Genomic DNA, 12,519 nt, shown 5'->3' with positions numbered 1-12,519 from the left:
CCGAACTCCATGAACCCCACCGACTCGGACACCGGCGCAACCGGCGACGGTGCCGCAGCCGATGACGCCGTGACGGACACACAAGGTGCCGATCATGACACCGTGCGACTGGTCATCCCCGACTCCATCGACCTCGTCGCGTTCTTCGGTCCCGGAGAATCGAACCTGCGTGCCCTGGAGAAGACCTTCGCCGACCTCGACATCCACGTCCGGGCCAACCAGGTCCAGGTCACCGGCGACCCGAAACGCGTCGAAGCCTTCGTCAGCGTCATCGGGGAACTCAAGAAACTCCACGCGGCCGGCCATCGCATCAACGAAGAGACGATCGAGAGGGTCACGACGTTCTCCTCCGAGGGAGCGGCCGCCTCGGCGGTGCTGGGCACGAACATCCTCTCCACCAGGGGAAAGTCGATCCGTCCGAAGACGATGGGCCAGCACGACTACGTCAGGGCCATCCGCAACCACACGATCACCTTCGGCATCGGTCCGGCCGGAACCGGCAAGACGTACCTGGCGATGGCCATGGCCGTCAACGCCCTCCAGCACAAAGAGGTCTCACGGATCATCCTCACCCGGCCGGCCGTCGAAGCCGGGGAGTCCCTGGGCTACCTGCCGGGCACGCTCAACGACAAGATCGACCCGTATGTGCGTCCGCTCTATGACGCCCTGCACGACATGGTCGATCCCGAATCGATCCCGCTGCTCATCGAGACCGGAACGATCGAGGTTGCGCCCCTGGCCTATATGCGCGGGCGCACCCTCAACGACGCGTTCATCATCCTCGACGAAGCACAGAACACGACGGCCGAGCAGATGAAGATGTTCCTCACCCGCCTCGGCTTCGGGTCACGCATGGTCGTCACCGGTGACATCTCCCAGATCGACCTGCCGGGCAAGACCCGCAGCGGACTCAAGGTCGTCCGCGACATCCTCGACGGAATCGAGGACCTGCAGTTCTGCGAACTGGGCAGCAAGGACGTCGTCCGGCATTCGCTGGTGACGAAGATCGTCGAAGCCTACGACCTGTGGGGGAATGCCGAATGAACACCGAGATCCTCAACGAGACCGACGCCGAGGTGGACCTCGACGAAGTCGTGGCCCTGACCGAATATCTCGGTGAAGCCCTGCACATGCACCCCGGTGCGGAGCTGGCCGTGACCATGGTCGACTCAGCGGCCATGTCCGAACTCCACGTCACCTGGATGGACCTCGAAGGACCGACCGACGTGATGTCCTTTCCCATGGATCAGCTCCACCAGGGCGAGCCGGAGAAGCCGACCGAAGGTCAGATGGGCGACATCATCATCTGCCCCGAGGTCGCCGAGGCTCAGGCTCGGGCGGCCGGTCATTCGACGATGGACGAGGTCCTTCTGCTGACCGTCCACGGATTCCTGCACCTGCTCGGCTACGACCACGGTGAGCCCGAAGCGCGGGAAGAGATGTTCGCTCTCCAGCGGCATCTGCTGCTGACCTTCTTCGCGGCTCGCTATGACGGTCGCACCGACATTCCCACCCCCACCGAGGTCTGATCGTGTTCATGTTCTTCCTCGGGGCGGCACTGTGCCTCATCATCGCGGCCACCCTCTCCGCCGTGGATGCCGCGCTGCTCAACGTCTCCCACCATGCGGTCGAAGAGGCGAAGGAGGACGGCAAGCGCTCAGCGGTGCGTGTCGAGAGGATCCTCGCGGACCTGCCGACGAACATCAACGTCATCATCTTCGTCCGCAACTTCCTCGAAGCACTCGCCACGGTGTTCATCGCCCTGGCCTACGATTCCTACTACTCCGTGGGACCGCTCATGGTCTTCCTCACGGTGATCACCGCCTCGGTGGCGGTCTTCATCATCGCCGGAGTCTCCCCACGTACGATCGGCAAGCGCCGGTCGCTGGCCGTCAGCCTCAACCTCAGCTGGGTCGTGCGCATCGTCCTCGTCGCGCTCAAACCGCTCACCCGCATCCTCGTCGTGCTCGGCAATCTGCTCACACCGGACCAGGTGTACAAGGACGGTCCGTTCGTGACCTCCGAACAGCTGCGCGATCTCGTCGAGCGGGCGAGCGAATCCGACATCATCGAAGACGGCGAACGCGAGATGATCCAGTCGGTGTTCAACCTCTCCGACACCTCGGCGAACGAGGTGATGGTGCCGCGCACCGACCTCATCACCGTCGATGCGGACGTGAGCCTGCAGAAGGCGATGAACCTGTTCTTCCGCTCCGGCTTCTCCCGCATCCCCGTCTGCGGGGAGGACCTCGACGACGTCCGCGGAGTCGCCTACCTCAAGGACGTCGCCCGCCGCCTCCACCTCCACCCCGAGGAGGCCGACCGTCCCGTGGGCAACCTGGCCCGCACCGTCCTGTTCGTCCCGGAGACGAAGCCGGCCGATGACCTGCTGCGGCAGATGCAGCTGGACTCGACGCATCTGGCGATCCTCATCGACGAATACGGCGGCACCGCAGGGCTGGTGACCATCGAGGACATCGTCGAAGAGATCGTCGGCGAGATCGAAGACGAATACGACAACGGCGATGACGAACTCGTCGCCGCCGAAGACGGATCGTTCATCATCAGCACCCGCATGTCGATCTCCGACTTCGCCGAATACTTCGATGTGCGCATCGACGAAGACGATGTCAACAGCGTCGGCGGACTTCTCTCGAAGCTCATCGACCGCGTGCCCATCGACGGCTCGCATGCGTCGATCGAGGGCCTCGAGATCGAAGCCATGGAGGGCCAGGGCCGACGCCACCGAATCACGCACGTGCGGGTCACCCGCACCCACGAGAACAGCAGACACGCACAGCGCACCGCCGCAGCCGAAGGTTCGGGGACGAAGGAAGAGGACTGAGATGGAATTTCGCACGGACTACCCCGATGACTATCGAGCCGGTTTCGCCTGCTTCGTGGGTCGCCCCAATACGGGCAAATCAACCCTGACGAACGCCCTGGTGGGGGAGAAGGTCGCGATCACCTCGGCCAAACCTCAGACGACCCGGCATACGATCCGCGGAATCGTCCACAAGGACGACCACCAGCTCATCCTCATCGACACCCCCGGACTGCACAAGCCGCGCACTCTGCTCGGTTCCCGACTCAACGATCTGGTGGCATCCACGCTGGGCGAGGTCGATGTCATCGGCTTCTGCCTGCCCGCCGATGAGCCGATCGGTCCCGGCGACCGCTATATCGCCTCCCAGCTGGCGCTGCTGGACGGACGGACCCCGATCGTCGCGCTCGTGACGAAGGTCGACCGGGTGCCCAAGGACAAGATCGCCGAGGCGCTGCTGGCCGTCGGCGAGCTCGCCGACTTCGCCGATGTCGTCCCGGTCTCCGCAGTCGAGGACTTCCAGGTCGACACCGTCGATTCGGTGCTCGCGGCGCATCTGCCGAAATCTCCTCCGCTCTACCCCGACGGCGACCTCACGGACGAGCCGGAAGAGAAGATGATCGCCGAGCTCGTGCGCGAAGCGGCCCTCGAGGGAGTGCGTGACGAACTGCCCCATTCCCTGGCTGTGCAGGTCGAGGAGATGTACCCGCGGGAAGGGCGCCGCGAGGACAATCCGCTGTGGAACGTCCACGTCAACCTCTATGTCGAACGTCCCAGCCAGAAGGCCATCATCATCGGCAAGGGCGGCAGCCGGCTGAAGACCATCGGGTCGGAATCCCGGCAGGGCATCGAGCGGCTCCTCGGCACGAAGGTCTACCTCGACCTGCACGTCAAGGTGGCCAAGGACTGGCAGCGCGATCCCAAACAGCTCGGCCGCCTCGGCTTCGACTTCAACAACTGATCTGCCGGGTCGGTCGCCGCTGGTGATGCGAACAGCGCGTCGGCGGAGGACTGAGGTCGGGAGACGGACGGCGGAAGCGCCGCGGATGCGTTGCCTGTGACGGGCACCACCCTGCTGGGCCCGAGTTGAACCGGGCACTCGAGCCTGCCTTAGACTAGGCCGAGTGAATGCCGAGCAGACTCTGGTCGCACTGAGCGACCGATCCCCACAGGTTGCCCCCGAAGAGCTCATCGCAGGTCTCGTGCCGCCGCCTCAGTTCGAGGACGTGTCCTTCGACAGCTACCGCACCGACCCCGCGGAGCCCTCGCAGGAAGAGGCACGGAACAAGCTGCGGGAATTCACCCAGCGCTCGACCGACAAGGGATTCTTCGGCAAGCTGTTCTCGAAGGGAAGATCCGGTGCCAAGGGCGTCTACCTCGACGGCGGCTACGGTGTCGGCAAGACTCACCTGTTGGCTTCGGCCTGGCATGCCAACGAGAAGCCGGCGACCTTCGGCACCTTCGTCGAATACACGAACCTCGTCGGGGCCCTGGGCTTCGCCCGGGCTCGCGACGACCTGTCGAAGATGAAGCTCGTCTGCGTCGACGAATTCGAACTCGACGATCCCGGCGACACCGTGCTCATGTCCCGGCTGATGCGTGAACTCACCGACGCCGGAGTGAAGATCATTGCGACATCGAACACTCTGCCCGGGTCTCTGGGGGAGGGGCGCTTCGCCGCTCAGGACTTCCTGCGTGAGATTCAGGCGCTGGCCGATCAGTTCGAGGTCTATCGCATCGACGGCAAGGACTATCGTGCCCGTGAGCTGACCGCTCCAGCCGACCCGTTGCCGGAATCCGAACTCGATTCGGCCGCGAGCCAGCTTGACGGAGTTGTGGCTCGCGATGACTTCTCCGCGCTGCTCAGCCACCTGTCCACCGTTCACCCTTCACGTTACGGGCGGATGGTCGACGGAATCGACGCGGCTGTGTGGGAGAACGTGCGCACGATCGACAACGAGAGCGTGGCTCTGCGCTTCGTGGCGCTCGTCGACCGGCTCTACGACCGCAATGTGCACATCATCAACACCGGTGCCGCTCTCGACAAGGTCTTCACTGAAGAATCGCTGGCCGGCGGGTACAAGAAGAAGTACATGCGCTGCCTCTCGCGACTGACCGCTCTGTCGTCCTGAGCCGAGAGGCCATCGACGCCCGTCGCACCTCTGACGAAGGTGGGGCGGGCGTCGGTCGTCTCTCAGCGCAGGCCGATCACATCGAAGAGACGCAGGTCCGGGACCCAATCGGGCAGGCCGGTGAGTTTCAGGGTGAGCCACACGATGACAGCCACGAAGGCGGCCGTCACGGCCCCGGTGGTCCACCGCACCCACAGCCGCTGAGCCATGATCCAGCGCGTCCAGCGTTCGACGTTCACGCGCACGAAGTGCAGAAGCCGCCGAGCCCAGTGGAACTCGCTGGAGATGATGAACAGGCCGATGATGACGATGAGCCAACCGGGGCCGGGCAGTGGAACGAGAGCGAGTCCGATGAGCACGACGAGTGTGCCGAGGCCGCCGACGATGGTGCGATAGAGGCGTGCAGTGTGCGGGTTGGCCAACACTGTGCGCCGCCAGCGGAGGAACCCCAGACGCAGTTTCCGCCACGGTCGGGGACCTTGTCGGTGGTGGCGTGACAACCAGCCTTTCGGGCGGGTCTGCGGGCTCTCTGCATTCACCCAACCACTATAAGATGGTGACCCTGAAAGCTTGATCGATACGTGTGACCACGATCACCCGATTCTGATTTTGCGTAAGTCGCCACCTGCGTATAGAGTTATATCTCGTTGCCAGGGAAACCGGGCAGCGAGAAATGCGGATGTGGCTCAGTTGGTAGAGCATCACCTTGCCAAGGTGAGGGTCGCGGGTTCGAGTCCCGTCATCCGCTCGGAGGCGTCATGGCACTGCCTTGGCGGTGGCGTGGCCGAGAGGCGAGGCAGCGGCCTGCAAAGCCGTATACACGGGTTCGAATCCCGTCGCCACCTCGGATGACCGGCAGGAATGTCGGTTGACCAGCGCGATTGGCGCAGCGGTAGCGCGCTTCCTTCACACGGAAGAGGTCACTGGTTCGATCCCAGTATCGCGCACAGGGCCCCTCGGGTTCCGGTGCAACAAATGAATAGAGCGCGATTGGCGCAGCGGTAGCGCGCTTCCCTGACACGGAAGAGGTCACTGGTTCGATCCCAGTATCGCGCACAGAAGAAGCCCCGAGTGATCCACTCGGGGCTTCGTGCATTCACGCTTGAGCTTCTTTCGCAATAGCTCACTTTTGGGCGAAGAGCCCATGTTTGAAACTGGGCTGTTCACTCTAAGCTGGGCTGAACCCGCGAAACTGGATTGTGTACGTTTAGTTCACCGTGTTCCAGGACTGAAACGCGGTCAGCATGCGGTATCAAAGGGGTTTGCTAGTACGCTAGGTGTTGTACTAAACGACGATGACTCGGAGCACCTATGTCTACTCCTCAGAACCCGTACGGTTCGGGTGACGGTTCGCCCAACAACCCCAACGGGCAGAACCCGAACAACCAGCCGCCGAATGCCCCCAACTACGGCAACGATCAGAACGCCGGTCAGCAGCCCGGTCAGTACGGTTCGGGGCAGCCCGGTCAGCAGTACGGAGCATCGGGCGACCAGCCCAATGGTTCGCAGCCGAACTACGGTCAGGGCGGCAACGACGGCTCGCAGCAGTACGGACAGCAGGCTCCCCAGTACGGCTCCCAGCCGAACTACGGTGCGTCGAACGATCAGAATCAGTATGGCCAGAACCAGTACGGCCAGGACCCGAACAATCAGAACCAGTACGGTCAGGGCCAGCCTGACCAGAATCAGTACGGGGACAACCAGTACGGACAGAACCCCTACGACACCAACGCGCAGGGATACGACGCCAACCAGTACGGCCAGCAGCCGGCCTACGCCGGTGCCGACGGATCCTCCGATCAGTTCATCCCGGCGAACCCCAACTCCGGCTACGGCCAGTACCCATCCGGGTCGGGCGGCAACACCTCGAAGAACATCTGGGGCATCCTCGCCCTCATCGGCGGCATCGTCGGCGTCCTCGGCGCGTTCGTCTTCGGCGGCGGCGCTCTCTTCGGCATCGCAGCGGTGATCTTCGGCTTCGTCGGACTCTCCGCGGTCAAGAAGGGCCTGGCCAGCAACAAGGGCCTCAACATCACCGGCATCATCCTCGGCATTGTGTCGGTCGTCATCTCGATCGCCGTCGTCATCTTCACCATCCTCGGCATCGGCATGCTCGGCAAGGCCATCGACGAAGCCGCCAGCTCATCCGCCCCCGCCGACCCGAGCCAGGGTGCGGGCCAGGACCCGAGCCAGGGCTCCGGCAGCTCCGACGGCGGAGCCGGCGCACCTGCTCAGGCCGGCGAGGTCGAGATCGGCACCGACGTCACTGCCCAGATCAGTGTCCGCGAGGGCACCGCATCGTCGTCCGCCTCCGGAGCCGAATCGACCAACGGTGAGATCGCCATCGTGACGATGACCGTGAAGAACAACTCGAGCTCCGATGTCGAGATGACTCTCACGAACCTGACTGCCAACAACGGCGGCAGCACGGAATATGACGACGTCTTCGACGGCGGAAACTACAAGGGCTCTCTGGCCTTCACCGATCCGGTTCCTGCCGGCGGCGAAACGACCTATGAATTCGCCTACGCCGTCCCCAAGGCCGAAATCGATGGCATGCACCTCAAGCTCGAACTCATCGACGACCTCGGCAAGGGCACTGACTTCGAGTTCTACAAGCAGTGACACCCTGTTCCCCGAGGTGACCAGGCCCTTTCGGCCCTGACGCCTCGGGTGCAGGCTTCGGCAGACTCAGTGTGGGTGGCAGTCATTCGACTGCCACCCAACTGATTTGTCACAAGCGAATTGGTACTAGAATCTGAGGATGACCAGCCCACCGCAAGGGCCGGTCGAACAAACACATGACGAACGGAGAAGATCAGTGGCAGACAGCATCGACTGCGCGGGCGAAAGCATTCCCTGGAAAGAGGGTCTGACCGGAACGGAGATCTTCTCCACCGACCGCACAGTCGTCGCCATGTGGCTGAACGGCGAACCCGCCGACCTCAGCCGCGAGCTGCAGTCAGGAGACCGGATCGCTCCGATCACCATCGACTCCGACGCCGGACTCGACATCCTGCGCCACTCCACCGGTCACGTCACCGCTCAGGCCGTCCAGGAGCTCTTCCCCGGAACCAAGCTCGGCATCGGGCCCTACATCACCGACGGCTACTACTTCGATTTCGACGCTGCCGAACCCTTCACCCCTGAGGACCTCAAGGCGATTCAGAAGAAGGCCGCCCAGATCGTCAAGTCCGGTCAGACCTTCAACCGCGTCGTCGTCTCCGAAGAAGAAGCCCGCGAGCGGATGGCCGACGAACCGTACAAGCTCGAACTCATCAACGACAAGGGCAAGGGCGGCGACGAGGAGGCCTCTGTCGAGGTCGGCGCCGGTGAACTCACCGTCTACGAGAACGTCGACCGCAAGGGCGAGGTCGTCTGGCAGGACCTCTGCCGCGGCCCCCACCTGCCCAACACCAAGCTCATCGGCAACGGTTTCGCCATCACCCGATCCTCGGCGGCCTATTGGCGCGGCGACCAGGCGAATGCGAGCCTGCAGCGCGTCTACGGAACCGCCTGGGCGTCGAAGGACGACCTCAAGGCCTACCAAGACCGCATCGCCGAAGCCGAGCGTCGCGACCATCGCAAGCTCGGTGCCGAGATGGACCTGTTCTCGTTCCCCGAAGAGCTCGGCTCCGGCCTGCCCGTCTTCCACCCCAAGGGCGGGGTCATCAAACGCGAGATGGAGGACTACGTCCGCGCCCGTCATATCGACGAGGGCTTCGAATACGTCGGGACCCCGCACATCTCGAAAGAGACGCTGTACTACACCTCCGGACACCTGCCCTACTACGGGGAGAACATGTTCCCGGCGATGTCCGTCGACGAGGTCCGCGACGAGTCCGGCGAAGTCGTCAAGGAGGGCACTCCCTACCGGCTCAAGGCCATGAACTGCCCCATGCACAACCTGATCTACCGCTCCAGAGGCCGCTCCTATCGCGACCTGCCGCTGCGGCTGTTCGAGTTCGGCACCGTCTACCGTGACGAGGCCTCCGGAGTCATCCATGGCCTCACGCGCGTCCGCGCCCTGACCCAGGATGACTCCCACTCCTATGTGGCACAGGAAGACGCGGGCAAGGAGATCCGCCACCTGCTGAACTTCGTGCTCAGCCTGCTGCGCGACTTCGGCCTCGACGACTTCTACCTCGAACTGTCCACCCGCGACGAGGACGGAAAGAAGGCCGACAAGTTCATCGGCTCCGACGAACAGTGGGCCGAAGCCACCAGCGTGCTCGAGGAGGTCGCTCAGGAGACCGGGCTCGAACTCGTCCCCGACCCGGGCGGCGCCGCCTTCTACGGCCCGAAGATCTCCGTCCAGGCCCGCGACGCCATCGGCCGCACCTGGCAGATGTCGACCGTCCAGCTCGACTTCAACCAGCCCGAGCGCTTCGGACTCGAATACGTCGCCGCCGACGGCTCCCGCAGACAGCCGGTGATGATCCATTCGGCGAAGTTCGGTTCCATCGAACGCTTCCTCGGCGTGCTCACCGAGCACTATGCCGGTGCCTTCCCCGTGTGGCTGGCGCCCGTGCAGGTGACCTGCATCCCCGTGGCCGATGAGTTCAACGACTACCTCGCCGAGGTGGCCGACCAGCTGCGCAGGTCCGGGGTCCGCGTCGAGATCGACGACAGCGACGACCGATTCCCGAAGAAAATCCGCAACGCCTCGAAGTCGAAGGTGCCCTTCACCCTCATCGCCGGCGGAGAGGACCGCGACGCCGGTGCCGTGTCCTTCCGCTTCCGCAACGGCGAACAGGAGAACGGCGTCCCCGTCGCCGAGGCGGTGCGACGGATCCTCGACGCGATAGAGACCAAGGCCCAGGTATGAGCGGAGGCGACGACAGCCGAACCGCAGCAGAGAACTCGGACGGCCGCCTCGGCGAAGGGATTCCCTACCCCGAGGCTGCCGTCGGGTTCCCCGGGGAACCCGACGGATTCCAGCGTCTGTGGACCCCGCACCGGATGGTCTACATCGACGGACAGGACAAACCGAAGGACGACCGCGCCGAGGAGTGCCCGTTCTGCACTGCGCCGTCGAAGACCGACGAGGACGGACTCATCGTCGCCCGCGGCCAGCACGTGTACGCGGTGCTCAACCTCTACCCGTACAACCCGGGCCACCTGCTGATCTGCCCCTATCGTCACGTGGCCGACTACACGGATCTGACCCAAGAGGAGACCGTCGAACTCGCCGAGTTCACGCAGAAGGCGATGCGCGTCATCCGGGCGCTATCCGGTCCTCATGGATTCAACCTGGGCATGAACCAAGGACCCGTGGCCGGCGCAGGCATCGCCGCCCACCTGCACCAGCACGTCGTCCCACGCTGGGGCGGAGACGCGAACTTCCTGCCCGTGATCGCCCAGACCAAAGCCCTGCCGCAAGTGCACGCCGATGTGCAGGCACGGCTCAAAAAGGAATGGAACAGATGAATCCTGAAGACCTCGGCACTCTTGCCGAGTACTCCTCACCCGTGCTGCGCGGCGACGACGCCGTCATCACGATCCGACGACCCGATCTCGAGACCAACAGCTACCTCTCCCAGCTGTTCTCCTTGAGCGACGACAGCTCCAGACGGCTGACCCACTCATGGTCGGACTCGAACCCACAGTGCGGCCCGAACTGGTCCGGGTACCTGAGCGCGGAGAAGAAAGTCGCCCCGCAGCTCTTCGTCGGCGACAGCCTGGAAACGGCACACCAGATCACGGACAACCACCTGGGCGTGTCCGAATTCGCCCTCGACGACACCCGTTCCAGGGCTCTCTACGTCGCCCGCGTCGCCGAACCCGGACGCTACGGGCTCGACGATGCCATTCCGGCGGCCGAAGAAGCTCCACGCCGGATCACCACGGCCTCCTACCTGGCCAACGGCCTCGGCTATACGAACGACCGTCCGGCCCGCGCCTTCCTCGTCGACCTCGCCGAACCCGGTCTCGGTACCGTGGGCCTGCGTGGGGCGTCCGAAGTTCCGCTGTCGACTCTGCTGACGACCCCGGACAGCGACGTCCACGATCCGCAATTCTCCCCGGACGGCACGCGAGTGTCCGTGGTCTCCGCGCTTCACCCCGACCGGGGGCAGCCCGATCTGCGCTCGACGGTCTGGCTGCTCGGGGGAGAGGCGCCGACGCCACTCGAGCTGCCGTCCATGGACGTCGGTCTGCACCGGTGGCTCGACGAAGACACCGTTGTGCTGATCGGCAACGCCCTGACCCGTGACGAACTCGACTTCGTCGGCCAGATGCCCGGGCTCTTCATCCACACCGTATCGGCCGGCTCCACGAGGCGACTGACCGACCCGGAGACCGTCGCGCTGGCACCGATCCCGCCGCAGATCCAGGGGGGAGCGGTCATCGCCGCCGTCGACACAGACGGGGCCACCCGGGTCGTTCGCATCGGCCTCGACGCCGCAGAGATCGGCTTGAATGAGCTCGAGTTCCTCACCGACGACACCACCGTCGTCAACGGCTTCTATGCCGACGACGAAACGCTCGTCTTCACCGGGTCGACCCCGCACTCTCCGGCCGTGCTCGGCCGCATCGCCCTCGGCGGACCCACGGAGTCCGGGGCCGCCTCGGCGCTGGGGTCCTCTGTGATCGTCAAGGAGCATCCGGCACCGGCGAACTCCGTCTTGCCCCAGGTGCTGCGGGTGCCCGGCATTTCCGGGCCGATCACCGGCTGGCTGGCCAAACCGCACGGCGACGGGCCGTTCCCCGTCATCCTCAACATCCACGGCGGGCCCTTCGCCCAGTACACGCATTCGTGGTTCGACGAGACCCAGGTGCTCACGTCCGCAGGTTACGCCGTCGTGTTCTCGAACCCTCGCGGATCCGGCGGCCGCACCCGCAGCTGGGGGACCGCCGTCCAAGGAGACATGGCGGCACCGGCGATGGCCGATGTGCTCGCCGTCCTCGATCACGCCCTCGACCTCGATCCCTCCCTCGATCGCAGCCGTCTGGGCATCCAGGGCGGATCGTATGGGGGATATCTCACAGCCATGACGATCGCCGCGGACCATCGCTTCCGCGCCGCCATCGTCGAACGCGGCTACCTCGACCCCGACAGCTTCGTCGGGACCTCCGACATCGGCCGCTTCTTCACCGAGGAGTACACGAGCCGCAGCCGCGAGGCGATCGCGGCCCAATCACCTCTGGCCCACGCTCCACAGGTCGGCACACCGACCTTGGTGATGCACTCGGAACTCGATCTGCGCTGCCCGCTGGAGCAGGCACAGCAGTACTATGCGGCCCTCCAGAGAGCCGGGGTCGACACCGAGATGCTCATCTTCCCCGGGGAGAACCACGAGCTCTCCCGGGCCGGGCAGCCCCGCCACCGCAGGCAGCGCTTCGAAGCCATCCTCGACTGGTGGGATCGCCGTCTGGGCGGCGAAGATCGGGAACAGTCACAGGATGGCCGACATCGTCCTGAGGCAGCTGATCCCGCTGTGGCCGCAGCGGCCGACTCCGCGTCATGAGCGCCGAGTTGGCCGGGACCGCGCAGAGCCGATATCGTTCTCTGGGCCGCTGTCGCGCTCTTGCCGAAATCCCCCAGCGTCATTATTCTGCAAA

Annotated in this window: 10 protein-coding genes and 4 tRNA genes; 13 read left to right on the top strand and 1 reads right to left on the bottom strand. The window is 64.6% G+C overall.

Going from position 1 to position 12,519, the window contains the following annotated elements:
- The first annotated feature begins 9 nt into the window (after positions 1 to 9).
- The 5 genes from ACOZ9V_RS10345 (at position 10) to zapE (ending at position 4,956) form a co-directional block, all read left to right on the top strand.
- Positions 10 to 1,044: a PhoH family protein gene (locus ACOZ9V_RS10345; RefSeq protein ID WP_434589730.1), complete on the top strand. Its 1,035-nt coding sequence runs from the start codon at positions 10 to 12 to the stop codon at positions 1,042 to 1,044.
- The gene (gene ybeY, locus ACOZ9V_RS10340; RefSeq protein ID WP_172169763.1) at positions 1,041 to 1,529 is read left to right on the top strand and encodes an rRNA maturation RNase YbeY; all 489 of its coding nucleotides are present in this window, start codon (positions 1,041 to 1,043) and stop codon (positions 1,527 to 1,529) included. The genes ACOZ9V_RS10345 and ybeY overlap by 4 nt, the downstream gene beginning before the upstream one ends.
- Before the next feature lie 8 nt (positions 1,530 to 1,537).
- The gene (locus ACOZ9V_RS10335; RefSeq protein ID WP_248283853.1) at positions 1,538 to 2,845 is read left to right on the top strand and encodes a hemolysin family protein; all 1,308 of its coding nucleotides are present in this window, start codon (positions 1,538 to 1,540) and stop codon (positions 2,843 to 2,845) included.
- Position 2,846: 1 nt separating this feature from the next.
- On the top strand, positions 2,847 to 3,785 hold the full coding sequence (gene era / locus ACOZ9V_RS10330) for a GTPase Era (RefSeq protein ID WP_139467362.1): 939 nt from the start codon (positions 2,847 to 2,849) through the stop codon (positions 3,783 to 3,785).
- Between the two features lie 163 nt (positions 3,786 to 3,948).
- Positions 3,949 to 4,956 carry a cell division protein ZapE gene (gene zapE / locus ACOZ9V_RS10325; protein ID WP_434589725.1) on the top strand — a complete coding sequence of 336 codons (1,008 nt, stop codon included), beginning with the start codon at positions 3,949 to 3,951 and terminating at the stop codon, positions 4,954 to 4,956.
- Between the two features lie 62 nt (positions 4,957 to 5,018).
- Here the strand turns inward: zapE and ACOZ9V_RS10320 are convergent, their stop codons facing one another.
- Positions 5,019 to 5,495: a TIGR02611 family protein gene (locus ACOZ9V_RS10320; RefSeq protein ID WP_434589722.1), complete on the bottom strand. Its 477-nt coding sequence runs from the start codon at positions 5,493 to 5,495 to the stop codon at positions 5,019 to 5,021.
- Positions 5,496 to 5,631: 136 nt separating this feature from the next.
- On the opposite strand from ACOZ9V_RS10320, the gene ACOZ9V_RS10315 reads away from it, so the two are divergent.
- From ACOZ9V_RS10315 to ACOZ9V_RS10280, 8 genes are all read left to right on the top strand, one after another.
- A tRNA-Gly gene (locus tag ACOZ9V_RS10315) sits at positions 5,632 to 5,704 on the top strand.
- Positions 5,705 to 5,730: 26 nt separating this feature from the next.
- Positions 5,731 to 5,801: transfer RNA gene (locus ACOZ9V_RS10310), tRNA-Cys, on the top strand.
- A 30-nt stretch (positions 5,802 to 5,831) separates the two neighbouring features.
- Positions 5,832 to 5,903: transfer RNA gene (locus ACOZ9V_RS10305), tRNA-Val, on the top strand.
- A 37-nt stretch (positions 5,904 to 5,940) separates the two neighbouring features.
- A tRNA-Val gene (locus tag ACOZ9V_RS10300) sits at positions 5,941 to 6,012 on the top strand.
- A gap of 255 nt (positions 6,013 to 6,267) precedes the next feature.
- Complete coding sequence (locus ACOZ9V_RS10295; protein ID WP_434589719.1) at positions 6,268 to 7,581, top strand: DUF4352 domain-containing protein; 1,314 nt, start codon at positions 6,268 to 6,270, stop codon at positions 7,579 to 7,581.
- 196 nt (positions 7,582 to 7,777) lie between these two features.
- On the top strand, positions 7,778 to 9,784 hold the full coding sequence (gene thrS, locus ACOZ9V_RS10290; RefSeq protein WP_434589717.1) for a threonine--tRNA ligase: 2,007 nt from the start codon (positions 7,778 to 7,780) through the stop codon (positions 9,782 to 9,784).
- Positions 9,781 to 10,386, top strand: coding sequence for an HIT family protein (locus ACOZ9V_RS10285; protein ID WP_434589714.1), 606 nt, complete (start codon positions 9,781 to 9,783; stop codon positions 10,384 to 10,386). Before thrS ends, ACOZ9V_RS10285 begins: the two co-directional genes overlap by 4 nt.
- Positions 10,383 to 12,425, top strand: a complete 2,043-nt coding sequence (locus tag ACOZ9V_RS10280) for an alpha/beta hydrolase family protein (protein ID WP_434589711.1) — start codon at positions 10,383 to 10,385, stop codon at positions 12,423 to 12,425. The genes ACOZ9V_RS10285 and ACOZ9V_RS10280 overlap by 4 nt, the downstream gene beginning before the upstream one ends.
- Positions 12,426 to 12,519: the final 94 nt, after the last annotated feature.

Source organism: Brevibacterium sp. 1718 (genome assembly GCF_051131255.1).
In the GTDB taxonomy this organism is placed as follows: domain Bacteria; phylum Actinomycetota; class Actinomycetes; order Actinomycetales; family Brevibacteriaceae; genus Brevibacterium; species Brevibacterium sediminis.
Note: the sequence above shows the minus strand (reverse complement) of the source record. Positions and strands in the feature narration are given on the sequence as shown.

Coding starts and splice junctions, on each gene's coding strand:
- ACOZ9V_RS10345 (WP_434589730.1), top strand. CDS start 10: ATGAACCCCACCGACTCGGACACCGGCGCAACCGGCGACGGTGCCGCA.
- ybeY (WP_172169763.1), top strand. CDS start 1,041: ATGAACACCGAGATCCTCAACGAGACCGACGCCGAGGTGGACCTCGAC.
- ACOZ9V_RS10335 (WP_248283853.1), top strand. CDS start 1,538: ATGTTCTTCCTCGGGGCGGCACTGTGCCTCATCATCGCGGCCACCCTC.
- era (WP_139467362.1), top strand. CDS start 2,847: ATGGAATTTCGCACGGACTACCCCGATGACTATCGAGCCGGTTTCGCC.
- ACOZ9V_RS10295 (WP_434589719.1), top strand. CDS start 6,268: ATGTCTACTCCTCAGAACCCGTACGGTTCGGGTGACGGTTCGCCCAAC.
- ACOZ9V_RS10285 (WP_434589714.1), top strand. CDS start 9,781: ATGAGCGGAGGCGACGACAGCCGAACCGCAGCAGAGAACTCGGACGGC.
- ACOZ9V_RS10280 (WP_434589711.1), top strand. CDS start 10,383: ATGAATCCTGAAGACCTCGGCACTCTTGCCGAGTACTCCTCACCCGTG.